At 57.4% G+C, this 24,778-nt stretch carries 21 protein-coding genes; 11 read left to right on the top strand and 10 right to left on the bottom strand.

What is annotated here, in order from left to right:
* Window positions 1-202 precede the first annotated feature (202 nt).
* The 8 genes from ACVDG9_RS13760 to ACVDG9_RS13725 all read left to right on the top strand — a co-directional run bounded on the left by ACVDG9_RS13760 (window position 203) and on the right by ACVDG9_RS13725 (window position 8,528).
* Window positions 203-535, top strand: coding sequence for a phasin family protein (locus ACVDG9_RS13760; protein WP_031268356.1), 333 nt, complete (start codon window positions 203-205; stop codon window positions 533-535).
* Between the two features lie 398 nt (window positions 536-933).
* Window positions 934-1,266 (top strand): ATP-dependent Clp protease adapter ClpS, encoded by a 333-nt coding sequence (clpS, locus tag ACVDG9_RS13755; protein ID WP_031268357.1) that lies wholly within the window; start codon window positions 934-936, stop codon window positions 1,264-1,266.
* A gap of 12 nt (window positions 1,267-1,278) precedes the next feature.
* Entirely contained in the window at window positions 1,279-3,726 is a 2,448-nt protein-coding gene (gene clpA / locus ACVDG9_RS13750) for an ATP-dependent Clp protease ATP-binding subunit ClpA (protein WP_055654606.1), read from the top strand.
* 244 nt (window positions 3,727-3,970) lie between these two features.
* Window positions 3,971-4,675, top strand: coding sequence for an SDR family oxidoreductase (locus ACVDG9_RS13745; protein WP_075282995.1), 705 nt, complete (start codon window positions 3,971-3,973; stop codon window positions 4,673-4,675).
* Between the two features lie 130 nt (window positions 4,676-4,805).
* Window positions 4,806-5,567, top strand: a complete 762-nt coding sequence (locus ACVDG9_RS13740) for an AzlC family ABC transporter permease (RefSeq protein WP_075282957.1) — start codon at window positions 4,806-4,808, stop codon at window positions 5,565-5,567.
* On the top strand, window positions 5,567-5,941 hold the full coding sequence (locus tag ACVDG9_RS13735; RefSeq protein ID WP_447238215.1) for a branched-chain amino acid transport AzlD family protein: 375 nt from the start codon (window positions 5,567-5,569) through the stop codon (window positions 5,939-5,941). Before ACVDG9_RS13740 ends, ACVDG9_RS13735 begins: the two co-directional genes overlap by 1 nt.
* A gap of 85 nt (window positions 5,942-6,026) precedes the next feature.
* Window positions 6,027-6,677, top strand: coding sequence for a glutathione S-transferase family protein (locus ACVDG9_RS13730; protein WP_062488615.1), 651 nt, complete (start codon window positions 6,027-6,029; stop codon window positions 6,675-6,677).
* Window positions 6,678-6,914: 237 nt separating this feature from the next.
* Window positions 6,915-8,528 carry an ABC transporter substrate-binding protein gene (locus ACVDG9_RS13725; protein ID WP_022998333.1) on the top strand — a complete coding sequence of 538 codons (1,614 nt, stop codon included), beginning with the start codon at window positions 6,915-6,917 and terminating at the stop codon, window positions 8,526-8,528.
* A gap of 87 nt (window positions 8,529-8,615) precedes the next feature.
* Here ACVDG9_RS13725 and ACVDG9_RS13720 read toward each other — a convergent pair whose 3' ends face one another.
* Together ACVDG9_RS13720 and ACVDG9_RS13715 are read right to left on the bottom strand one after the other, a co-directional pair.
* Window positions 8,616-9,044 carry an HIT family protein gene (locus ACVDG9_RS13720; RefSeq protein WP_022998334.1) on the bottom strand — a complete coding sequence of 143 codons (429 nt, stop codon included), beginning with the start codon at window positions 9,042-9,044 and terminating at the stop codon, window positions 8,616-8,618.
* A gap of 202 nt (window positions 9,045-9,246) precedes the next feature.
* Window positions 9,247-9,585 (bottom strand): ArsR/SmtB family transcription factor, encoded by a 339-nt coding sequence (locus tag ACVDG9_RS13715; protein WP_022998335.1) that lies wholly within the window; start codon window positions 9,583-9,585, stop codon window positions 9,247-9,249.
* Window positions 9,586-9,663: 78 nt separating this feature from the next.
* Here ACVDG9_RS13715 and ACVDG9_RS13710 point away from each other — a divergent pair, with 78 nt between their 5' ends.
* Window positions 9,664-11,031 (top strand): pyridoxal phosphate-dependent decarboxylase family protein, encoded by a 1,368-nt coding sequence (locus tag ACVDG9_RS13710; RefSeq protein ID WP_447238214.1) that lies wholly within the window; start codon window positions 9,664-9,666, stop codon window positions 11,029-11,031.
* A 32-nt stretch (window positions 11,032-11,063) separates the two neighbouring features.
* Here the strand turns inward: ACVDG9_RS13710 and ACVDG9_RS13705 are convergent, their stop codons facing one another.
* The 5 genes from ACVDG9_RS13705 to ACVDG9_RS13685 form a co-directional block, all read right to left on the bottom strand.
* On the bottom strand, window positions 11,064-11,819 hold the full coding sequence (locus tag ACVDG9_RS13705) for a hypothetical protein (protein ID WP_022998337.1): 756 nt from the start codon (window positions 11,817-11,819) through the stop codon (window positions 11,064-11,066).
* A gap of 19 nt (window positions 11,820-11,838) precedes the next feature.
* Entirely contained in the window at window positions 11,839-12,900 is a 1,062-nt protein-coding gene (locus ACVDG9_RS13700) for a hypothetical protein (RefSeq protein ID WP_447238213.1), read from the bottom strand.
* A 229-nt stretch (window positions 12,901-13,129) separates the two neighbouring features.
* On the bottom strand, window positions 13,130-16,549 hold the full coding sequence (locus tag ACVDG9_RS13695) for an acyl-[ACP]--phospholipid O-acyltransferase (protein ID WP_447238212.1): 3,420 nt from the start codon (window positions 16,547-16,549) through the stop codon (window positions 13,130-13,132).
* A gap of 102 nt (window positions 16,550-16,651) precedes the next feature.
* On the bottom strand, window positions 16,652-16,933 hold the full coding sequence (locus ACVDG9_RS13690) for a YiaA/YiaB family inner membrane protein (protein ID WP_022998340.1): 282 nt from the start codon (window positions 16,931-16,933) through the stop codon (window positions 16,652-16,654).
* Window positions 16,934-16,948: 15 nt separating this feature from the next.
* The gene (locus tag ACVDG9_RS13685) at window positions 16,949-17,632 is read right to left on the bottom strand and encodes a PspA/IM30 family protein (RefSeq protein WP_447238211.1); all 684 of its coding nucleotides are present in this window, start codon (window positions 17,630-17,632) and stop codon (window positions 16,949-16,951) included.
* A gap of 126 nt (window positions 17,633-17,758) precedes the next feature.
* Between ACVDG9_RS13685 and ACVDG9_RS13680 the strand changes: the two genes are divergently transcribed.
* Window positions 17,759-18,346: a TetR/AcrR family transcriptional regulator gene (locus ACVDG9_RS13680; RefSeq protein ID WP_022998342.1), complete on the top strand. Its 588-nt coding sequence runs from the start codon at window positions 17,759-17,761 to the stop codon at window positions 18,344-18,346.
* 42 nt (window positions 18,347-18,388) lie between these two features.
* Here ACVDG9_RS13680 and ACVDG9_RS13675 read toward each other — a convergent pair whose 3' ends face one another.
* The 3 genes from ACVDG9_RS13675 to ACVDG9_RS13665 all read right to left on the bottom strand — a co-directional run bounded on the left by ACVDG9_RS13675 (window position 18,389) and on the right by ACVDG9_RS13665 (window position 22,862).
* Window positions 18,389-20,452 carry a M13 family metallopeptidase gene (locus ACVDG9_RS13675; RefSeq protein WP_447238210.1) on the bottom strand — a complete coding sequence of 688 codons (2,064 nt, stop codon included), beginning with the start codon at window positions 20,450-20,452 and terminating at the stop codon, window positions 18,389-18,391.
* A 155-nt stretch (window positions 20,453-20,607) separates the two neighbouring features.
* A complete protein-coding gene (locus ACVDG9_RS13670; protein WP_447238209.1) occupies window positions 20,608-22,089 on the bottom strand; it encodes a protein adenylyltransferase SelO in 1,482 nt (493 codons plus the stop codon).
* Window positions 22,090-22,214: 125 nt separating this feature from the next.
* Complete coding sequence (locus ACVDG9_RS13665; protein ID WP_055654581.1) at window positions 22,215-22,862, bottom strand: TetR/AcrR family transcriptional regulator; 648 nt, start codon at window positions 22,860-22,862, stop codon at window positions 22,215-22,217.
* A 441-nt stretch (window positions 22,863-23,303) separates the two neighbouring features.
* Here ACVDG9_RS13665 and ACVDG9_RS13660 point away from each other — a divergent pair, with 441 nt between their 5' ends.
* Window positions 23,304-24,599, top strand: coding sequence for an HlyD family secretion protein (locus ACVDG9_RS13660; RefSeq protein ID WP_447238208.1), 1,296 nt, complete (start codon window positions 23,304-23,306; stop codon window positions 24,597-24,599).
* Window positions 24,600-24,778 lie beyond the last annotated feature (179 nt).

Raw genomic sequence — 24,778 nt, 5'->3', positions numbered from 1 at the left:
CAGAGGGAAGTCTGACAGCTTACGCCGTGGAAGGATTGTCAATTTCGCGTAATGGTTGTTTTTGCAATGCAAAATCGCCTTGACACTTATTGTGCAGTGCATTACGACAAAGTCTCGTTAGGTAACGCGATACGCGCGCCGGGCCGCCCCATAAGGCCGATGCTTGGGATTGGAAACCGGTTCGCCGGAAAAGGGCAGAAAAATGATGAACAACTTTGATGAAATGCAGAAGATGAGCAAAGACAACATGGATATGGCCATGGCGTCTTTCGGCTCCGTCAGCAAGGGTTTCCAGGCCATCGCCGCTGAAATGGCCGACTACCAGAAAAAGTCCTTCGAGGAAGGATCCGCAGCTGTTGAGAAGCTCGTTTCCTCCAAGTCCCTCGACAAGGCATTTGAAGCGCAGGCCGACTACGTCAAAACCGCTTATGAAGGTTTTGTTGGCGAGATGACAAAGATCGGTGAAATGGTCACCGACATGTCCAAGGACGCCTACAAGCCTTACGAAGGTGTGATGGGCAAGCTTGCGAAATAAGTTTTCCTTTTAGCCGTCGCAGGACGGCTTGAAGTTTCAAACCCGGCTCCGACGAGCCGGGTTTTTTCGTATATGCACAGATTTACAGGCTTGCCGCGGTTCATCCTGCCATTTGCAGCCGGATTTCGAAATGCGTTCTCTTGCCACCTTTTAATCATTAACGGGCAACCTACATTCCTCTTGACCGGCAGCGCAGGGACTACAAATGCGCTGTTGACCTTTATGTTGATGAAATCGACCATTGCGCGAGCGCGGCTTGCGCGGCAGGATTACCACTGAGAATGCGTATTCGCGGCGCAGTCCGTGCTGCGGAAAGCTCTGGACCAGCTGCGCAGGGCAGTGTGTTCAGGATTCGAAATTTGGTGATGGCCGGAGTGATAGAGGCAAAAGAAACGGCAATGTCGGCGGGCTCTGATTATGACAATGACGGTGGCGACGCCGGAACGGTTACAGTCACCCGTACCAAAACAGTAACCAAGCGGCCAAATCTCTATCGAGTGCTGCTGTTGAACGATGACTACACTCCGATGGAGTTCGTCATTCACGTTGTGGAGAACTTCTTCCAAAAAAACCGCGAAGAGGCGACCCGCATTATGCTGCATGTTCACCATCACGGCGTCGGGGAATGCGGGATTTATTCCTACGAGGTCGCGGAGACGAAAGTCACCCAGGTGATGGATTTCGCGCGCAAGCATCAGCATCCGTTGCAATGCGTCATGGAAAAAAAGTGAGGACAAACGCACGTGCCTTCCTTCTCACGCAGTCTTGAAAAAGCACTTCACCAGGCTCTGGCCTTCGCCAACGAGCGACAGCAGGAGTATGCAACGCTGGAGCATCTTCTGCTGGCGTTGCTGGACGACCAGGACGCGGCTGCGGTTATGCGGGCTTGCAACGTGGATCTGGAAACGATCCGCCGCAATCTGGTTGAATATATCGAAACCGAGCTGGACAACCTTGTCACGGACAGTGACGAGGACTCCAAGCCTACCGCGGGCTTCCAGCGCGTGATTCAGCGGGCGGTTATCCACGTCCAGTCGTCCGGCCGGGAAGAGGTAACCGGCGCCAACGTGCTTGTTGCGATCTTTGCCGAGCGCGAAAGCCATGCGGCCTACTTCCTGCAGGATCAGGACATGACCCGTTACGACGCGGTCAATTATATCTCGCACGGCATTGCCAAGCGTCCCGGCATGTCCGAGGCCCGTCCAGTCGAAGGGGCGGATGAAGAAGATGTGATGCCCGGAGCTGAAACCGAGAAGAAGTCCAGTCAGAAGACGGACGCTCTTGAAGCTTACTGTGTCAATCTCAACACCAAGGCCACCAACGGCAAGATTGATCCGCTGATCGGGCGCGACAGCGAAATTTCGCGCACGATCCAGATCCTGTGCCGCAGGTCGAAGAACAATCCGCTCTTCGTCGGCGACCCGGGTGTCGGCAAGACCGCCATTGCGGAAGGTCTGGCGCATCGCATCGTCAATGGCGATGTGCCGGATGTCCTGAAGGATGCCACCATCTTCTCGCTCGATATGGGCTCGCTGCTGGCGGGTACCCGCTATCGCGGCGATTTCGAGGAGCGGCTGAAGCAGGTGGTCAAGGAGATCGAGGACTACCCGGGTGCGGTGATGTTCATCGACGAGATCCATACTGTGATCGGCGCCGGCGCAACCTCTGGTGGGGCGATGGATGCGTCCAACCTCCTGAAACCTGCGCTTGCTTCCGGAGCGATCCGCTGCATTGGTTCGACCACCTACAAGGAATACCGCCAGTTCTTCGAGAAGGACCGGGCGTTGGTCCGCCGTTTCCAGAAGATCGACGTCAACGAGCCGTCGATCCCGGACGCGATCGATATCCTGAAGGGCCTGAAGCCTTACTTCGAGGACTTCCACAAGGTTCGTTACACCAATGATGCCATCAAGGTGGCTGTGGAGCTGTCGGCGAAATATATTTCCGACCGCAAGCTGCCGGACAAGGCGATCGACGTGCTGGATGAAACCGGTGCCTCGCAGATGCTTGTTCCCGAAGCCCGCCGCCGCAAGACCATTGGCGTGAAGGAAATCGAGAACACGATTGCCACCATGGCCAGGATCCCGCCGAAGTCCGTTTCCAAGGATGATGCGGAGATTCTGGAGAACCTCGGCAAGGATCTGAAGCGGGTTGTCTACGGACAGGATGAAGCTATCGGGACGTTGGCGTCTGCCATCAAGCTGGCGCGTGCCGGTCTGCGTGAGCCTGACAAGCCGATCGGCAGCTATCTGTTCTCCGGCCCGACAGGGGTCGGCAAGACGGAAGTCGCTCGGCAGCTGGCATCTTCACTGGGTGTTGAACTGATCCGGTTCGACATGTCCGAATACATGGAGCGGCACACCGTGTCGCGCCTGATCGGTGCACCTCCGGGATATGTCGGCTTCGACCAGGGTGGCCTCTTGACCGACGGTGTCGACCAGCATCCGCACTGCGTGCTGCTGCTGGACGAGATCGAAAAGGCCCATCCGGACCTGTTCAATATCCTGTTGCAGGTGATGGACCATGGCAAGCTGACCGACCATAACGGCAAGCAGGTCGATTTCCGCAATGTCATCCTGATCATGACCACCAACGCCGGTGCCGCGGACATGGCCAAGATGCCGGTTGGCTTCAACCGCATGAAGCGGGAAGGCGACGACGCGGAAGCGATCAACAAGCTGTTCACGCCGGAGTTCCGCAACCGTCTCGATGCGATCATTCCGTTCGGTAATCTGCCGATGGAAGTCGTCTACAAGGTGGTCGAGAAGTTCGTCATGCAGCTGGAAGTCCAGCTGGCTGACCGCGGCGTGACCTTCGAGCTGACGGAAGATGCCGTCAAGTGGCTTGCCGACAAGGGCTATGACAGCCAGATGGGGGCTCGCCCGCTTGGGCGGATCATCCAGGAGCACATCAAACGGCCTCTGGCGGACGAGGTGCTGTTCGGCAAATTGAAGAAAGGCGGAATGGTCAAGGTCACCGTGTCCGAGGACGGCAAGGGTCTGCTTCTGGAAAGCATCGAGGAGCGTGCGACACCGCCCAAAGCCAAGGCCAAGACCGAAACCAAGGCAAAGCCCAAGCGCCGGCGCAAGCCTGCTGCCAAGGCAGCGGCTGCCAAGGATACGAAGCCGCCTGCAGGCAAGAGCGGTCCGGCCAAGAAAAGCCTTGTGCCCAAGGTGCCGCTGGCCGACTGAGGCCCTGCACAATCAGATCGGAAAGGCCCCGAAGAGATTCGGGGCCTTTTTTTGTTTTTCGCCTGCACAGACGACGCGCAATGCGCGAAGCGGGCCGGGTTGGTACACGCCCCGGGCTTGTTCTCCAACAGGCGTACTGGACTTGTTCTCATTCATGTTTGGAATTGAAACCATTCAGGAAAATCATTTGCCGCCGCCCGGCTGCTTGCCTAGCTATGAAGCAGACACTTTCGGGAGAACGGACATGAGCGATAACAAGGTTGCGATGATCACCGCTGGCGGCTCCGGCATGGGAGCCGATGCAGCAAGACGGTTGGCTGCAGATGGGTTCCGGGTCGCAATTCTGTCGTCCTCCGGCAAGGGGGAAGCGCTCGCGGAGGAATTGGGCGGGGTCGGGTTCACCGGATCCAATCTTGTTGCGGACGACCTGACCTCCTTTGTCAGCAAGACGGTGGACGCTCTTGGCCGGATCGATGTTCTCGTCAATTCGTCCGGACATGGCCCGAAAGGCGATATTCTGGAAATCTCCGACGAGGACTGGCATCTCGGCATGGACTACTACCTGATGAATGTCGTTCGGCCGGCACGCCTTGTCGCTCCGATCATGGCTGCTCAAGGTGGTGGAACGGTGATCAATATCTCCACATTCGCCACCTTCGAGCCGGATCCGATGTTTCCGACTTCCGGTGTGTTTCGGGCAGGGCTGGCCAGCTTCACCAAGCTGTTTGCCGACAAGTTCGCTGCCGAGAACGTGCGCATGAACAATATCCTGCCCGGTTTCATAGACAGCCTGCCGGAGAAGGAAGATCGCCTGGCGCGGATCCCCATGGGCCGCTACGGCCGCTCGGACGAAATCTCAAGCCTGATCGCCTATCTGGCCAGCGACGAGGCGGCCTATATCACAGGTCAGAACATACGTATTGATGGTGGGCTGACGCGGTCGGTGTGAGCTGTTTTGACGACAACAAAGGGAGTTCGGCAATTCGCGTGCCGAACTCTTTCGCCAATTGGCACTCTGGACAGAAAATCTCCAAAAAGGTAAGGCTACCTTACTAACTGCCCAGAGATGAGTCAGCTTGATGACGGCTCCTGATCAGCCAGATATCGACCAGGAATCCCAGAACCCGCCGGAACATGCCCGGGTCTGGATGGCGCGTGGAGCGCGGGCGGCGGTGTCTATTCCAGCGTTTATTCTGACTGCCGCGTTTGTCGGATATGCGGGGCTTGCCCGTGAAACAGGGCTGACGCTCTTTGAGACGCTGGCAATGACCGGTTTCGTCTGGGCGCTGCCTTCCATCGTGGTTCTGACCGGCGCGATTTCTTCCGGAATGGGTATCCTTCCTGCCGGAATTGCCGTCGCTCTTGCGTCAGTCCGCCTGATGCCGATGACCATGGCCTTGATGCCGCTGGTCAAGGTGCCGGGCAAGACAAAGACCTGGCAATTGTTGATCGCGTCTCATTTTGTTGCGGTGACTGCCTGGGTATTCGCGATGAAGCACCTGCCGGACATGCCGAGGGAAGGGCGTCTACCGTTCTTCATTGGTTTTGGCGCGGCGGTGACCAGCTTCGTTTTCTGCATGACCGGTGTCTCCTACCTGTTGGTTGAAAGCATGCCGGGCATGGTGGCGGGTGCCTTGTTCCTGCTGACGCCTGTCTATTTCCTGTGCTCGCTCTGGGGGGCTGCAAGGCTCAATGCCGACCGGGCGGCCATGGTCGCAGGACTGCTGCTCGGACCGGTCTTCTTCACCTATCTGCCCGGACTGGATCTGCTTTGGACCGGCCTTGTGGGTGGTACGATTGCCTACCTCGGAACCAGGATCATGCGCAGGGGGCTGTCGTGATGGAGGGATCAACAGCAGGTGGATTGATATCCGAAACCTGGTGGCCACTGGTGATGATCATCATCGCCGGCTGGTTTGCAACTGACGTCTGGCGGTGGCTGGGTGTCTTTGCCGGTGGCCGGCTGCGTGAAGACGGCGAACTGCTGATCTGGGTGCGCTGTGTTGCAACCGCGCTGGTGGCCGGAGTGATTTCCAAGCTGATCCTGTTCCCGCAAGGTGTGCTGGCAGAAACACCGCTCTGGCTGCGTCTGGCTGCTGCCGGTTTCGGCTTCGCGTCGTTTTTTGCAGCCCGGCAACGTGTGTTTGTTGGCGTACTTGCCGCAGAAGTCTTTCTCGTTTCCGGTTGGCTGATCCTCGACACGATGGCTTCCTGACACCAAGCGATTTCCCATGTTCACTTGCCCGGCAGATAGGCTAGGTTGAAGAGTACGGCGATTGCACCCGGTCAAGGAGAGGAACATGGCGGATCAGGTCGAACTCTTTTATGCACCTCAGACACGCGCCACCGGCGTACGTGTTCTCCTGGAGGAGCTGGGCGCACCTTACAAACTGAATGTGCTCAATCTGAAGCTGGGTGAAAACCGGACACCCCGATATCTTGCCGTCAACCCGGCTGGAAAAGTTCCGGCATTGCGCGTTGGCGAGGCAGTCATTACCGAACAGGTCGCGATCTATATCTATCTGGCCGATCTGTTTCCCGAAAAAGGACTGACACCCTCGCTGGATGATCCACTGCGTGGACCGTACCTGCGCTGGTTCGTGCATATGGCATCCTGTTTTGAGCCGGCACTGATCGACCGCGCACTCAAGCGTGAAGAACCACCGCATTCCATGTCCGCCTATGGTTCTTTTGACACCGTCATGGAAAGCATGCGTGCCCAGCTGGCAAAGGGACCTTTCGTTCTTGGAGAACGGATGACGGCTGTCGACGTTCTGTGGGGCATGGGGCTGCGGTGGGGAACGATGTTCGGCATCGTACCGGAATTCGAAGAATTCACCGCCTATATCGAGCGGTTCGCCGAAAGGCCGTCGGTGGTCAAGGTGCTGCAGGAAGACCAGAACATGGCCAGGGAGCAGGAAGACGCTGCTGTTCAGGCGGGCGTCGCGTAAAATCTTGTCACAAGCGGCGTCTTCTCAACGATGCGCAGCACCGTCTGCGTTTACCCTCTCTTCTATCCGCAATCCTGACAGGACAATCTTTTGCCGCGCACTATCTAACGAAACGTCGTTTTTGCGGCACTAAACTTCGAATGGGGGATGATCGGATAAAACGCAGCCGACCTAGAGTTAACGATTGAAACCGGGCGCAAGCCAGATGGTGACTGTAAACTTGGAGGTAATCTGACGATGAAGGACAAGTACAAAGATACGGAAATGCTGGAAAAGCTGGGCGAGGCCGCAAGATCTGGCCGCATTTCCCGCCGTGATTTCCTGAACTATTCCATGGCTGCCGGTGTTGCAGCTTCCGCCGCAACAGGGCTCTGGACCACGAAAGCCAAGGCGCAACCAAAGCAGGGCGGAACCTTCAAGGTCGGCATTCATGACGGCAACACATCAGACACCCACGATCCGGGCACCTATCTCACCATCGCCATGATCGTGCTGGCGCATACTCACCGCAGTTACCTTACCCTGATCGAACCAGACGGGTCTCTTGGGCCGGATATCGCCACCGAATGGACGGCGAATGCGGACGCAACGGAGTGGACTTTCAAGCTCAACGAAAACGTCACCTTCCACTCTGGTCGCAAGATGACAGCCGACGACGTCATTGCATCGATGAACCACCACCGCGGCGACAGCACGACCTCCGCGGCCAAGGCTCTGCTGACCGACGTCGCTGATATCGTCAAGGACGGCGACAACACGATCGTTTTCAAACTGTCTTCGGGCAATGCGGATCTGCCGTGGCTCATGACCGATTACCATCTGGCCATTTGTCCGGCGAACGACGATGGCTCGATCGATTGGGCTTCGGGCGACGGTACCGGTCCCTACAAGATCGAAACCGGTGACTTCGGTGTCAGGTTCTCTCTGACGCGCCACGACGGCTGGCATCTGGACGGTGCACATTTCGACGGCGTGGAACTGATCATCCTGACCGATCCGAACGCCCGTCAGACGGCTCTGGTTACTGGCGACGTGGATGCCGTTTCGCTCATCGATCTGAAGACGATGGGTCTGCTTGCGCGCAATCCAAACCTGGAGATCGACAATGTGCCGTCTGCCTCGACGCTCACGATGCCGATGTTCTGCGACACGCCTCCGTTTGACAACAAGGATGTTCGCAACGCACTCAAGCTCGCGATGAACCGCGACGAGATCATCGAGAAGATCGCCTTTGGTGCAGCGACAAAGGCAAACGATTTCCACCATTCGCCAGCCATGCCCTATTGGCCGGATGACATTCCCCAACACGACTACGATCCGGACCAGGCGAAATCGCTGCTGAAAAAGGCCGGTGCCGAGGGACTGTCCATCAGCATCTCCTCTGCTGAATCCATCTACTCCGGTGCGGTCGATCTTTGCGTGCTTTATGCCGAACATGCCAAGGCGGCAGGCATCGACATCAAGGTCGTGCGTGAACCGAACGACGGCTATTACTCGGATGTCTGGCTGAAGAAACCGTTCTGTGTGGTGGCCTGGGGGGCGCGTCCGACACCGGACGTGATGTATTCTCTGGCCTACAAGTCCGATGCCGCCTGGAACGAGAGTCATTGGCAGAACGAACGTTTCAACGAGCTGCTGTTGATGGCGAAAGCCGAATTGGACGACACCAGGCGGGCGGAGATGTACCGGGAAATGGCGCTGCTTGCGCATGACGACGGCGGCACGATCATCCCGTTCTTCCGCAACTTCGTTTATGCCCGCCGCAGCAATGTTCAGCATGGTGAGCAACTGGCATCGAGCTGGGAGCTCGACGGTGCCCGTGCCTGCAGCCGCTGGTGGTTCGATAGCTGATTGAGCATCGAGAAAAACGCCCGCCCGGTTTGAAGCCGGGCGGGCGTTGTCTGTTGTTTGCTGAATGGCTGAAGATGCTCGCCTGGCTCAGGCCAGTGCGGCTCGTATCTTTTCTGCTTGGGCTGCCAGGACGTCATTGTCTGCCATCGCACCGGTGTGCGGTTTCAGCGACACGCCCTCGAAACGTGGAATGACATGGACATGGGTGTGGAACACCACCTGGCCACCGGCAGGTTCTGAGAATTGCTGGACGGTCGTGCCGTCGGCATCAAAGGCCTTGATCACCACCCTGGCCATGGTCTGCGTCGTTGCCATGACCGCGTTGAGATCTTCCGGCGCGATGTCCAGAATGTTGCGGGAAGGGGCTTTCGGGATCACCAGAACATGACCATCGCCGCGGGGCATGATGTCCATGATCACCAGTGTTTTGTCGTCCTCGTAAACCTTGTGGCTCGGCAGTTCGCCGCGCAGGATTTTGGCAAAGACATTCTGGTCGTCATAAGCGGGCGTGGACATGTTTGCATTCCTGTCTGATAGGCAAAAGAATTTCGCGAAGCGGTGTTCAGAAACGAGCCACCCCGACACTTCAGGGTTGATCAAAGGACTATCAATCGATTCCGATCAAGAGTTACTCCTGATCTAGTCCGAGTTTTCTTGCAGCTGCAAGCCGCGACATGCGGCAGAACCGCCCGGATGAGTTTGCTCAAGCCGCGGTTGTTCAGGAAACGGTTTCGGTGGCCAGTTGACCGGCATTTGATGCTTCAGGATCCGTTTGCGATGCGCATGTGAGCTTCAACCCCAGGTCCTCAAGTCTTGTCCTGTCGGGTTTGTAGAACATCCAGTTGCCGATCCGCTTTCCCGTTACCAGGCCTGCTTCCGACATCTTTTTCATGTGCGAGCTTACCGTCGGTTGGCTGAGGCCCACCTTGTCGGTGATGAAACCCACACACACGCCGTCATCTACGAGATCTCCGTCCCGCTGGCGGGGAAAGTGGGCTCGTGGGTCGAGCAGCCACAAAAGGATCTGCAGCCGCACAGGGCTCGCCAGTGCTGCCATTGCCAATGAACTTGACTCTACATCTATATTGATATTCATCTATATAGATACTCTTCGATATAGATTGGTGGTTCGAACATGGAAAATAGCCTTCTCGGCCTTCAAGCGGAAGCCTTTTCGAACGGCGCGGCGCGCGGCGTGCGTTATCTGAAACAATTGCCGGATCGGCGCGTCGGGCCGAATTTGTCTCGTCTTGCCGAGCTCGATCCGGGTTTGCCGGAGCAGGGCGCCGACGTTGACGATATTCTTGATCTGCTCGAGACCGTGGGCGGTGAGGGCACTGTTGCGACGGCGGCAGGTCGGTACTTCGGTTATGTCATAGGGGGCGCATTGCCTGCAGCCTCCGCGGCCCGGGCCTTGCTCTCCGCGTGGGATCAGGTTGCAGACGGTTTGACGGGACCTTCCGTGATCAAGATGGAAGAAACGGCGGTGTCCTGGATCGTTAGGCTTCTGGGGCTGCCTGAAGGTACCGATGGCGCTTTCACCACCGGTGCGACCATGTCGAACATGGCGCTACTGGTCACCGCGCGCGACACGCTGTTGTCGCGCCTTGGCCACGAAAGAGGAGAGGGCCTGATTGGCGCTCCCGGCTTGCGGATCGTCGCCAGCGCCGAAATTCATGCAACCGTGCTGAAATCCCTTCGAATGGCAGGCCTGGCCACGAAATCGATCGAGTGGGTGGAGGTGGACGATCAGGGGCGGATGCGGATCAACAAGCTACCCGAACTGGATGATCGCACGCTCGTTTTGTGCCAGGCAGGAAACGTTTGCAGCGGAGCCTTCGATCCATTTGACGAACTCGGTGACAGGTGCAATGCCGCTGGTGCCTGGCTTCATGTTGATGGCGCTTTCGGGTTGTGGGCAAGGGCCTGCAGCGATACGGCAACGGCTCTCAAGGGACTTGAGAAGGCAGACAGCTGGGTGGTCGACAGCCACAAGACACTCAACACACCATATGATTCAGGCTTGGCGTTGTGCCGCCATCCGCAGGAAATGCAGGCGTCGATGGCAATCGGGGCCACCTATCTGCCGGCGACCGTATCCAACCCCGCCAACCGCGCTCCTGAATTCAGCCGGTCTGCGCGCGGAGCCGAGACCTGGGCTGCGCTGCTTTCCCTCGGCCGGCAAGGTCTTGAGGACATGCTGAGCCGTTTTCACGGTCATGCAAGGCGCATTTCAGGGGATCTGACAGCACTCGGGTTCGAAGTGCCGCATGAGGTGCATTTCAACCAGGTGTTTGCGACGCTGCCGGGGGCGGAAGACGCCTGTGCCCGCATCGCTGGCCATGTTCAGGCTTCCGGTGAAGCCTGGTTCGGTCAGGCCTCCTGGAAAGGGCGACAGGGGTTTCGCATCAGTGTCTCGAACTGGTCAACCCGGACGGAAGATGTGGACCGGCTGATAGCTGCTGTTGCAAAGGCAAAGACCGAGGTGATGGCCCCGGCCTGATGCAGCTCACATTGCAGAAGACGCGCCCCTGGTCAGGTCCTTTCGGGCCACAGATATGACAGGGTTGCGTTCGAGCGTATGACCACGAATTCCTCGCGTTTTTCCCATCGTCCCAAAACGTTGATTTCAGTCACCGAACAATTGCCGTGCTGACGCCGCAAGGGATCGCAGGCGCGGGCTGCAGTGGTATAGAGTTTCGCCCGTCGGTTCTTGAATTCGTTCAGCCAGGCTTCGGCATAGATTCCGGCACTGTCCACCAGATCGGCGTCCACTTCCTGGTAGTTGAGAGGCTTCTCTGTCTCGAATGCACCGGGGACTTGCTTCTCTACGAACTCAAGCTGCATCCTGATCTCGGCAAATTTCGGATCATCCTTGAATTGCTTGGCTTTTGTCAGCTTTACCCGGCAATTCGATGCAATTGTCTTCACTAGGAGCTTGCATTCGGCTTCCGCGATTCTGGGGGCCTGACCGGAGATGAAGACCTCGATCATGTCCATGTCGGCAGGAGCCCCAGTTTCCTTCAAGAGCTCTTTCACCGATACGGGCATGACGATATTGACCACCCGTCCGGCATCGAGGTTCTTGAAGTCCGTGAGGGCGACGTAGCCGTCTTTCAGGGAACCGCCTGAGCCATGCCTGGCGTTGTGGACTGTCGCCTGTCCTTTTAGCGGATCGTTCTTGAAGCCGAAGACAGTGTTCGCGACGTTGGCAACACTGAACATGATGTAGCCGTAGTAGAGCGTCACTGCGAAAAAGATCACTCCGCAGGCGATTTGAAGGATACGCATCAAGACTGTTCCCTGTTGCTTATGAACCGGAATTGGAATTGGCGGTGCTGTCACGTCCGAGAGCCTTGTCGACCAGCGGCCTGATCTGCGCCATCGCCTTGTCCTCGTAGCCGGACTTGCCAGCTACTGCGATGTTCTCGACCGGAGTCATGATGACGAGTGATCCCCCCAGTGGATGGAAGGGAATCCGGTCATCAAGATTTTCCGGGAGTGGCCCAACGAGCACGTGAGTTGACCGTTCCACGCCCGCGAGATTTTGCTCGCTTCTTATGCCGAAGGCGCTCTTGAACCAGCTGTCATACTTGCGATAAGCCGCCTTGTTCTTGGCAACTGGCTCTTCATGAAGACTCGGATTTTCCTTGGCGTTTCTTGCGAAAAGCCAGTGATCTTGCATCTTTCGCCAGGGCTGAACACCGCAGGAACGAAGGGTTCTTGCACCGGCCATTTCAACAGGCACGTCAGGATCAAGATTGGCGAAAGCGATATCGCCGACACCGAGTGCCACCACATGCGAGATGCGGGCGCCAGGTGCCAGATGTATGTTCCATAGGATCTTGCCGAATTCGTTTTGCAGGATCAGGTAGACCGGCTTTTCGGTTTCCGTAACGACGACATCGACAACAGGAAAACTGTCGTCCTTTGCACTGAGTACCATCGTGTCGACACGAATCTTTCTGGGGTCGTCGGCTGGTTTTTGGGCATTTTCAGCCAGCTTTTGTGCCCGTTCCCGAATTTTCGTTTTCGACCAGGTATAGATCGGCGCATGCATGTTGCCAGTGCCGACATGCACATTGCCGATATATTCTCCGAGGTTGGGTTTGCGGAAGCGGCAAAACGCAGTGGGCTGCTGCATGACCACCTTCGCGGGAAGGTCGGTGTCCAAGGTCGTTTCCTTGTACCCGGTCACCGCGGACTGGATCCAATGAGGTGTCCCGTCTTCTGCGACCAGGACGCCGGGTGATGCCTTGTAGCCGCGCATGTCGCGCTTCAGACCGGACTGCGGGTCTCCGGATGGAACGTTATCCGAGCAGGCGAGCAAGCCAAAGCATAAGGCTACGGCAAATCCTTTTTTAAAACGCATCCGTAAGCTCCGGAAATGTCTGGCGTTGGGTATGCGTTCACAGGTTGTATCATTCGTCTTAAGGTTTAGTTTCGCCGGGAGGGCAATTCTTGCGTTACTGGCGGTTTAAATCGGGAAATGTTCTTCTGATGTCTTGTTGGTGATGCTGAAAAATCTCTCTAGATAAGATAAAGAGGTGTGGTGATCAGTATTCACCCCGACCCGGCTTGCGTCAGGTCGGGGCGTAATGTCAGGCGGCTTCGCCCAGTTCAGATCCGTCTTTGACCAGTTTTGCAACCGCTGCGAAGTCCAGCTTTCCGGAACCCAGGACAGGAACCTTGGATACCACACGGACTTCTGCCGGTATCATGAGGTCCTGTGCGCCTCGGGCTTTGGCGCCTTCAACGAAGGCTGCGCGGTCCGCATCCGGGTTTTCCGTCACAAGCACCAGCTTCTCGCCCTTGCGGGCATCCTTGATGGCGGCAACTGCGGACAGGTGCTGCGGCCAGATCTGGCCCGCCAGGGCTTCCACGGCGGACAGAGACACCATCTCGCCTGCAATCTTGGCGAAGCGCTTGGCGCGGCCCTTGATGATGATGTAGCCGTCGTCGTCGATCTCGACAATGTCGCCGGTATCGTGCCAGCCGTCGACAAGTGGTTCGACGACGCCGGGATTTTCGGCCTTCAGATAACCGACCATCACGTTCGGTCCCGACACATGCAGTCTGCCGCCGGTTTCCACACCAGGTACGGGCTCAAGGCGTGCCTTCATGCCGGGCATCAGTTTGCCGACCGTGCCCGGACGGTTGTACATCGGTGTGTTGAGCGCGATGACCGGTGCGGTCTCGGTCACGCCGTATCCTTCCAGAACACGTAGACCGAAGCGTTCCTGATAGATCTGCCTGGTTGACGGTTTCACCGGCTCCGCGCCTGCAAAACAGTAGCGCAGGGAGCGGAAGTCGTAGGCATGGGCAACGCGGGCATACCCATTGAGGAAGGTATCCGTACCGAACAGAATCGTTGCATTGGAGGTGTAGATCAGCTCCGGAACGATCCGGTAATGCAGGGGCGAGGGATAGAGATAGACCGGGACACCGGATATCAGCGGCAGGATGGTGCCCGCGGTCAGGCCGAAGGAATGGAACATCGGCAAGACGTTGAACACCTTGTCGTTCGGGGTGAAATCGATCCTGGCGGCTGCCTGCGTGGCATTGGACAGGATGTTCCTGTGTGTCAGCACAACGCCTTTCGGTGTTCCCTCCGATCCGGAGGTGAACAGGATCACTGCCGTGTCGTCCGCCTGCCTGCGTACCAGGGGGCGGCTTTTGGTCAGAAGGCCGCGGATCTTGTCCATGAAGCCGATTTCAGAGCGCAGATCTTCCAGCCAGATGATGCGAACGTGGTCTTCCAGGTTTGAAGCCAGTTGCTCCAGACGGGCCTGCTTGACGAAGGCGCGGGAAGACAACAGCGTACGAACATCCGCAGCACGGCAGGCCGCGAGAATGTTTTCCTGACCGGCGGTGAAATTGATCATGGCGGGCACCTTGCCGGCAGACATGGTCGCCAGAACGGTAACGGCAGCGCCATTGGCATTCGGCAGCATGATGCCGAGGGTGTCTTCTCCGCCGGTGTGCCGCAACAGTTTGCGGCCCAGCACTGAGACGCCTGTCAGCAGTTTGCCTGCATTCAGCTTTCCGGACACCGGATCCTCAACCGCCAGCTTGCCGTAGCCGTATTCTTCTGCCGTGGCGATTACCTTCTCCAGGATCGTCACGTCTTCCGTCAGGCTGGTTTCAAACATCAGTTCGGACATGACGCTGTACAGCTTGGCGCCGGCTGCAGCGCGCCGCTGACGTCCCCTCAGTTCGTCGTCGAGGTCCAGGCGGGTAGGTTCCATGATTGTCACCTTCACTTTGGGGAACAGACGCTTGCGGATCTGGCTTGGGTTCAGGTAGGAGAACGGCGTTTTTTCAAGGCCGTCGATGCGGATCGGGACGATCATGGCCCCGGTCTTGTCGGCCACCATGGCTGCACCGTCGTAGACCTTCATCAGGCTGCCGGTGACAGTCAGCCGGCCTTCCGGGAAGATCACCATAGGTTCGCCGGAGTTCACCACCTTGATCAGTGCGCGAGTGGCCATGGGTTTTGACGGGTTGATCGGCAAGGCATTAGCAAGGTGCAGGAAGGGTTTGACCCACCAGCGCCGGGCAATGTCATAGTCGATGGCGAAGGACGGCTTCTTGTCGGTCAGGGTCAGAGCCAGGCCAGCGTCCAGCAAACTAACGTGGTTCAGCGCCAGGATCGGGGCTTCGCCGGCTTTTTCCAGATTTTCCAGGCCTTTGACTTCCATCCGGAAGATGGCGCGATAGAGGATCGAGATTGCATCGCGCATCGGGTTGGTCGGCAGGATCTTGAGCATCACGATAGCTGCGACAAGGTTCAGCCCGGCCAGCGCAAGAAAAATCGCTGGAACGGAAAATCCAAGTTTCTGGGCTCCTGCCAGCAACAGTCCACCAACCGTCATCAGGGCAGCGCCAAGGGCGTTGGACGCTGCTATCCGGCGGGCACGTACCTGCGGTTTCGCCCAGGTCTGGAGTGCCGTGAAGGTGGGAACAACCAGCAACGCACCGGAAATGGCAAGGCCGGCCATATCGACACTGAGGCGGATTACGCCCTCATGGGTGAGGAACTCGCGCAAGCCAGATGCTGTTGCGGTTGCCGGCAGGCCTGCCAGGGTCAATGCCGCATCCAGGCAGAAGAGCGCCAGCAGAAGCGTTCCGACAGGAGCCGGCAAAAGGACGACACGGCCAGCCAGAAGCCAGGCGGCAATTGCCGACCCGATGCCAATCGAAACGGCGAAGACGGTCAGGAAATAGGTGACGGCAATTTCTTCACCGCCCAGGAACGTCTTGACCATCAGTGGCAGAACAGCGAGCACCATGGCACCGATGAGCCAGAACCAGGCATTCATCATGGCTACCAGGAAGAGACGACGATCGGCAGCCAGATCTCTCACCACGCACCATGTGGATGTCGCAAGGTTCCAGTCAATCGTCAGATGAGGGGCTGCTGCCGGTGCGGAGGGAATTTGCCGGCTCAGCCCGTAACATGCGAGAGCCAGGGCTATCATCACTGGGGCAAAGATCAGGGTGGGAGCGCCGGTGCTGAACAAAAGGCCGGCGGAAATCGTGCCGCCCAGGATTGCCAGAAAAGTTCCCGCTTCTATCCAGGCATTGGCGCGCGGCAGGTTTGAAGCCGGCAGATGATCCGGGAGCAGCCCGTATTTGACCGGGCTGAACAAGGCGGACATGGCACCAAACACGAATAGCGCGGCAAAGAGGATGGGGAGGGAGGACAAGGCCATGCCTGTCACGGCCAGGCCTGCGCCTGCAATTTCTGCGAGCTTGGTTGCCCGGGCAATCCGTGCCTTGTCGAATTTGTCTGCGAGTTCGCCCCCGAGTGCGGACAGAAACAGGAAGGGCGCGATGAAGACAGCCCCGGCCAACGTTATCAGAACACCGGTGTTGCCACCGTCTGCGCCGTGTCCACCAACCTGGAACAACACCAGGAATACCAGGGCGTTTTTCAGGAAATTGTCGTTGAATGCAGAGAAAAACTGCGTCCAGAAGAGCGGTGCGAAACGTCTGGATGTCATCAGTGACGCGCTCATGAGGTCCTCCTTCGAAGCAGCTGTCTGTCAATCTGCTTCATAACCTTCAATCTTTGAAACCCGGACGGAGAGTTAGAAACTCCGCCCGGTTTTATTTCTGGATCAGACTTGTTCCGGCTTGCTGATGTCCATCAGCAGTTTTTCCGTCTTTGCGTCTTCCAGGCGGTTATGGAACTTGTTGGCTTCTTCGCGATCACGCATGGTCTTGGTCAGGGTGACCGCTGTATGGACCAGCATGATTGCGGCCATTGCGTAGAAGCCTTTCGCGGAGAAGCTTGCTTCAAGGTTCCAGATGCCCAGGGCCATCATGATAGCGGCAACTGCGAAACTGCCGGCGGTAAAAATGGTCCAGTTGTTGGAATGTTTGACTGTGGGTTCCTGCATGGTCTTGTCCTCGTGTTAGCTGCTTTTTTCCAGAAGAAGGGGAATGTCGGATTTCAAGCGGGCGAGCACATCGTCCGCTCGGGTTTTTACAGGTGCGCCGCAGCCGGCATCGCCCAGTTTCTCGATAACCGCACTTGGGCTATCCGCTGCCGACAACGTCTTGAATTCCTGTTCGGCCAATTGGTCGCGTTCCTGGCGTCGGCGGATGTCCTCCAGCTGTCCTTCTGCAAGGGCGAGTGCCGACTGGCCGGTACTGGAGCCAAAGGACTGTGCTTTCTGGATCTGGTCGCGAACTTCAACGGTGCGTTCACCGCGCTTGAGGGCGCGCAGACGGCTCTGGGCGCTGTGCAAGGTTTCCGTGAGGCTTGAAAGATCGCCGTCGAACGATCGGATCGCCTCTTCGAGCGCCGACTTTTCGTCTTCCAGAAGTGCGATAGCTTCCGCAGCCTCTCTCGCGAGGGGTTCAAGACCTTTGAGGAGGGCGTTGCGAGCCCTGTTCTCCAGATCTTCGAGGGATGCATTGATTTGCCACAGCCGCTTGCGGTCCTGCTGCTGTTCTGCCTTGGCGCGGGCCAGGGCAACCTGGGCAGCCCGGACGGAAGCGGCGGCTGTACGCGTGTTGATGGAGAGGAGAGCAAGAGACTGATTGTCCCGGCTTTCCTCGGCGCTGGTTAGAAACAACGCCTTCAGTTGGTTCATGAATGGCTCAAACATCGTGCCTCTCTCAAAAGGTGAACGTTGTTCACTATTTGACAAAGCCACATGATTTTGATTAGGTCAAGCAGAAAAATGAACAAAGTTCACTTTTGAGGTGCGATACGGTTAATGGCCGGAGTTCAAAAAGCAAAAAGCGAAGAAACCCATCGTCGCGTTCTGGAAGCGGCGATTGCCGCTGTGGAAGCAGGGGGCATGGAAGCGGTCAACATCAGAAAGATCGCGGCTGATGCCGGTTACTCGGTGGGGTCGGTCTACAAGCATTTCGCGGACCAGGATGCGTTGTTGCTTGCGGTCAACTCGGTGACGCTCGGCCGCATCAAGGATCTGATGGCATCGAAAGTCGAAACCGTGGATGAGCCTTTGGTAAGGCTCAAGGTGCTGGCGCTCGCCTATCTGGCGTTTGCGCGCGACAATCGAAACCTCTGGATGACATTGTTCAGCCATCACTTGCCTGAAGGCAAGGCGGTGCCTGAGTGGCATATTCAGGAAAATATCGCGCTTCTCGGTTTCATCGCAGCACCGTTGCGCGAACTCGATCCAAGCATGATGGAAGAAGATCTCGCAGCCCGGACCCGCACCGCTTTTGCGGCAGTACACGGTCTCGTCACGATCAGCCTGGAGGCACGGTTCGTCGGCCTGTCCGGAGAAAAGCTGGAGCAGGAAATGAACTTTCTGGTCGAGCGCCTGGCCGGGTAGGGAGGTCCCTGGCTGCCGGGCCGTAGATTACCCTGATCAGGCTTACCAGGCTCTCACCCGTTTCTCCGGTGACAGCCACATCGGATCGCCCTCCTCGATGCCGAAAGTCTCGTAGAACGCATCGACATGCTGCAGGGCGGCAAAAGCTCGATAAGGGCTCGGAGGATGCCCGTCACCGGCGACAAGCATGCGCAGGAACGGGTCGGAAGACTTGGCCGTCCAGAACTGTGCCCAGCCGATGAAACAGCGCTTGGCCGGTGACAGGCCATCTATCTCTACATTTTCCTCAGGGTGCTCGGCCAGATGATCCATCAGGCTTTCATAGGCGAGCGTGATGCCGCCGACATCGGCCATGTTCTCTCGGACATTCAGCGGGCCGTTGGCGTTAAGGCCAGGCAGCACTTCGAACGCGTTGGCCTGGTCGATCAGTTTCTGGGCCTCGCTGTCGAAGGCCTTTGCATCTGCTTCCGTCCACCAGTCACGAAAGTTGCCTTCCGCGTCGTATCGGCGGCCACCACTATCGAAACCGTGGGTCATTTCGTGGCCGATGACCGCGCCGATCCGGCAGAAGCGCAAGGGAGCGTCCATGTCGTGGCTATAGGCTGGCGGCTGGGTGATGGCCGCATTGACCTCGAAGCCGTTGATGGAAGGCGTGTAGCCGGCATTGATGACGATCGGCAGCGTCGTCTGCGTGTTGAATTCCTCGTGCACGACGGGTTTTTTGATTTTCTCCAGCATGCGGTTCATGGAAAAGGCTCCAAGATTGCGCATGTTTTCTACGGGATCGTCCCCGATCTCGAGTTTGGAATAATCGACCCATTCATCGGGATAGCCGACTTTGTAGTAGAAGGTGTCGACCTTCTTCAGGGCTTCGGCACGAGTATCTTCCGACAACCAATCCCGCGTTTCGACGCGCTCGCGAAACTTCCCGTGAATGCGCTCGACCATCTTGATGACTTCGGCCTTGGTCTCGTCGGAATAGTAGGTTTCCACGAAGAGCTGGCTGGCAGGATGGCCGAGGTTCTCTTTCAGCAGGTCGTACATGTGCTCCTGGCGAGGGCGGTCCGTTCGGGCACCGGTCAGGACAAGGTTGAACTCCTTGGCGGGTTCTTCGAAGGCTGATGTCAGGAATTCCTTGTAGTTTTCAATAACCCGATAAGCCGCATAGGCTTTCAAATCTTCAAGCGGTGTTTCCTTCAGCACTTTTGAGAGTTCTGGCAGAGCCCTTGGTTCAAACATGAAGACTGCATCGGGTTTCTCAAAGCCGACTGTTTCAAGATAGAGATCGAGGTCGAATTCCGGCACCTGTGCCTGGACCTCTTCATAACCAAGTTTGCTGTAGCGGTTGCGTGGATCGTTGCCTTCCTCGGGCGTCAGTATCCCGGCATAAAGCGCTGTTTCTATTCGAAGTGTGATGTCGGCGATGCGAGCAGCATCGTCCTCCGGATAACCGGCGACCTTCATGATTTCCGCCACATAGGCACGGTAGGCAGGAATGCGCGGATCGCCTTCCTTATTGCGCAAGAGTTCGAGATGGTGGTCCTCAACGCCGAAACTGGGACCTACTGAAAAAATTGCATAGCGCTTGCTGTCCGCTGGATCTGCACTGGGAGCGAAAATCGCGAACAGGGCCGGTCCGGACATTGCGGCCTGGTCAGCCGCAAACCGGGTGAGGTCATCCAGGGTTTCCAGGGCTTCGATGGCGTCCAGGTCACTTTGGATCGGTTCGATGCCTGCAGCATCCATCGCCTCGACATTCATATAGGCTTTGTAGAAATCGCCAACGAGCTGCGTCGGGCTGCCCTTGGGCGCTTCCGCGGAGTTCTCGCTTGCCTTTTCGGAAACAGCCGCAAGCTGCTTGATCAGTCTTTCGCCGATGATCGAAAAAACATCCCAACTCGCCTTGTCCGCTGGCCGGTTCACCCGGTCGAGCCACTTGCCTGAGGCATAGCGATAAAAATCGTCGGCCGGATCCACAGAGGTATCCATATTCTCGGGCGAGAACTGAAGGTCGTCCGGGGTCAGCGGGGGGAGGCTGTTTTCCTCAGCGAAGGCAGATCCGGAAAGCAGCAAGGTGCTCGTCAGAAGAAGTGGGATAATTTTCATTTCAGTGCCCCCGGGAGTGCTTTTTACCCAGCGTAAGAATAGAGTTCTGGCTGCAGATGGCAATCCGACTAATGCAAGGGTTGTGGCAACGGCGTTCGAGAGCGAAGTGGCACCTGGCGCAATCGGGCCGACTGTGTCGGGCGCACGGTTTGGTCTTACGTTCCGCAGAAGGTTTGATAGGGACCAAACGCCTCCGGGGCAGGAAGGGCATAGCTCTCAAAGCTGGTTCGTTCTTCATACGGAGCTTTTAGAACAACCAATAACTCATTGAGCAAAAAATACTCTCCAGTTTCCGCGCTCTGGAGTGCCTCTTCCACCTTGTGGTTCCGTGGAATGTAGAGCGGATTGACAAGGTTCATCGCCGTTCTGGTATCTGCAGGCGCTCTGCCTTCACTTTCGAGACGTTGCAGCCAGCGCTCCAGCCAGCCGTCTATCTGTGTCGGATCGACAAAAAGCTCGCGCAGCTTTTGCGGCTCGCCGACAGCAGCCTCGCTCAGGTGCCGGAAGAAGAGCGCGTAGTCGACCGATTGTTCCTGCAGGACCGAAAGCATCGTTTCGAACAGGTCCTGATCTTCCGCGGTTTCTTCCACTAGACCCAGCTTTGCGCGCATCCCGTTCAGCCAGGCTGCGCGGTAGATATCAGGAAAGCGGCCGAGTTCGGCGCTGGCCAGTTCGACTGCCTTGTCCAGATCATCGGGCTGGATCAGGGGCAAAAGGGTTTCGGCAAGCCGGGCAAGGTTCCATTGCATGATGACGGGTTGGCGGCCAAACGCGTATCGTCCACCGTGGTCAATGGAGCTGAACACGGCTGCCGGATCATAGGCGTCAATGAAGGCACAGGGGCCATAGTCGATTGTTTCGCCGGAAATCGTCGTGTTGTCGGTGTTCATGACACCGTGAACGAACCCGACAAGCACCCAATTGGCGACCAGCGCTGCCTGGCGCTCGACTACCCCCCGGAACAGCCGGATATAGCGGTCCGGCTGTCCGGCAAGATCCGGATCGTGGCGGTCAATGGCGTAATCGGCGAGCTGGCGGACTTTGTCCGTTTCACCGCGTGCCGCAAAATACTGGAAGGTACCGACCCGCAAATGGCTTGCGGCGACACGGGTCAACACAGCGCCCGGTTTCGGACCATCCCGGTAGATGGTTTCTCCGGTGGTTACGGCTGCCAGTGCTCTTGTCGTCGGGATGCCGAGTGCATGCATGGCTTCGCCGAGGATATATTCGCGCAAGACCGGCCCCACGACAGCCTTGCCGTCTCCACCACGGGAGAAGGGGGTCGGTCCCGACCCTTTCAGCTGAATGTCCTTCCGATTGCCGGTGCTGTCGATGATCTCTCCGAGAAGAAGTGCGCGGCCATCTCCCAGCTGTGGCGAGAAGCCGCCAAACTGGTGGCCGGCATACACCTGGGCAAGGGGGGACGCGCCGTCCGGCTGACGGACCCCGGCAAAGATCTCTGCGCCTTCGGATGTTTCCAGAAGGTTGGAATCAAGGCCGAGTTCTTTTGCAAGTTCACGATTGAACACTACAAGCTGCGGCGTTGGCACCTTCGCGCCTTCCCAGGCCACATAAAAGCCGGGCAGGTCCCGTGCGTAGGAATTGTCGAACTGGAAAATGGGCGGTCGGGCGGTCATGGAACCTACAGTGTACGGTGGCAATTGCTTTACCGCTTAATATAGGAAGTTACGGTCGTCTGTCCGCCCCGGTCAGGTCGGAAATCGAATTCATGTGAACTTTGAGGGGGAGGCAGTGCGGCCTGTCACGCTGCGTAGGCCGCCAGAAACACCTTCACCGCTGCTGCAACATTGGTTTCGATTTCTTCTTCGCTCGGCTTTGGGCCGGCATTGAGCAGCATGCGCCTTAGAACGCCCGCCACACACAAGTCGAAAAACTGGCCTGCCGCCAGTTCGACATCGCAGTCCTTCAACTCGCCGCGGTCGATCCGCTCCTGGATGAAGGCACCAAGGTCGCGTCGGCCCTGGCATGGACCGGCTTCGTAGAGCAGAACGCCGAACTGAGGGAATTTTTCCGCAGCGCCGACTACCATGCGGAGGGTCGACAATTTTTCCGGGTTCGCCATTTTCTGCAGATAACTGCGGCCGATACGGTGCAGATCGCTTTTCACGTCAGCCCTGCTGACGAGGGCTTCCCGCAGGATTTCCGCCTGGCTGAAACGTTCTTGCAGAATCAGCGCCTCGAACAGCGCTTCCTTGCTGCTGAAGTAGACGTAAAGCGTGCCTTTGGAAACGCCGGCTTCCTTGGCGATAACCTCCATACTGGCGCCATCGAATCCCTTAGCACGGAAGACTTTTCGTGCTCCGGCAAGAATCTGCCTGCACTTGGCGTTGTCGGTCTTCTGAGCCGGATCTTCGGCTGTCGCCGGTAGTTCCTGTGTTTCGGTTGTCATCGCAATCTCGAATTTCTGCCGTCTTTCAGTAGTTTACCGCTAGTATTCTGTCAAACACACGGTTTTTCTCAAAAAGCATTCCCATAAATGCAAAGGTCAACTGTTCGGCAGGTTGTTGGTCAATCTCAACACTATCGGCCAACAGGACGAACCATTCAATCTTTCCTGGTCAGACCAGCTGTGTCTGCAAGTCAAAACGCCCCCTAAAAAATATCTTCGACAGGATCCGACTTCCGGACAGGTGATGCGTCTCGCGTCCCCCTCCCAAAGTGTCTTGTTGCCGTCTTGACCAACCAGGTTGTTGAACAGGGGGCTCTTGTGCGTTGCAAAAAATTCTCCGAAACCCTTGCGTTCGCCAAGGAGATGAACATATAAATGCCATTGACCGAACCGTTCAGTCAATGCCTGGGCGGTCTAGAATTTTGGGCAAAGGATACCATCGTGGCACTCAGAGAAGGCCGCAACGAAAGCGGCGCGATCGGTGGTGGGCCGCAGGCTGCGAGCCGCCAGGATCAAGACAACGAGACTTCAGTAGCCTCGAAAAGCGTACAGGCAACACCAACTTCCGCGAAAGACACAAGCGATGACAAAGGCGGGCAGGTGGCAGTTTCGTCTCAGGCACAGGTAACAACCGCAACGACCACCGCAGAAGCGCCTCCTCCGAAAAAGAAAGGCAAGGCCAAGCGGGTCTTCACGCTGGTTTTGCTCGCCGGTCTCGGCTTTGGCGGATATGAGGCGTACCATTGGTGGACCGAGGGCAGATTCATTGCCAGCACGGACGACGCCTATGTGACCGCGGATATCACCGTCATCCTTTCCAAGGTGTCCGGTTATGTTGCGTCTGTCGCTGTCGGCGACAATCAACGCGTGAAAGCCGGTGACGTGCTGCTGAAGATCGACGATGGCGACTACAAGCTTGCCGTCCAGTCCGCAAAGGATTCCATCGACAGTGCCCGTGCAACGGTCGATCGTATCGCGACCCAGATTACGGCGGCCAAGGCATCCGTGCTGCAGGCTGAAGCGTCTGTTGCTTCCGCCAAGGCGCAGAAGGACGAAGCTTCCGCGAACTACGATCGTCAGAAAAGACTGGCGGACAACAAGTTTGCCAGCCAGGCAACGCTTGATACCGCCGATGCCTCACTGAAAGGCGCGCAGGCGGATCTGGAGAATGCGCAGGCGGCGGTGACGCTGGCCAAAGCCAATATCGATGTGCTCAACGGCCAGAAGAAAGAAGCCGAACAGGCAGTGGTTGCTGCCAAGACAGCTCTCGAGAAAGCCGAGCGCGACCTCGCCTTTACCGTCATTCGGGCACCGGTCGATGGCATCGTCGGCAACAGGGCAGCCCAGGTCGGCTCCCTGCTGCAGCCGGGAAGCCGGATTGCCGCGATCGTGCCGCTGGCCGACACTCACATCGATGCGAATTTCAAGGAAACTCAGCTCGAGGGAATTCAGCCCGGGGCAGAGGTTGAAATTTCCGTCGACGCTTATCCGGACCAGCCGATCAAGGGAACCGTGGAAAGCATTGCTCCTGCGACCGGTTCCGTCTTCAGCCTTCTGCCGGCCGAAAATGCGACAGGCAACTTCACCAAGGTGGTTCAGCGCGTGCCGGTGAAGATCAAGGTTCCGGAAGAAGAAATAACAAGCGGACATCTGCGAGCTGGCATGTCGGTGGTTGTCGAAGTCGACACCAGGACAGGTGGTCAGAAAGACAACGTCGCCCTGTCGGCGCTCCACTAGATCTTCAGGTGCGGGTAAAGGGTCCGTATCAAATCAAGTCCTCCCCGCGGCCTCCAACCGCACAAGCCCGGTATCCGCATCTTGCGGATGCCGCCTCTTTGAAGAGCAAACCGCCGACAGCAAGACCTGCGCGGATGTTCCAACAGTATCGAATGATCGGCAACAGGCCATTCCGTCCC

The sequence above is a fragment of the Roseibium sp. RP-7 genome (assembly GCF_053005225.1).
Note: the sequence above shows the minus strand (reverse complement) of the source record. Positions and strands in the feature narration are given on the sequence as shown.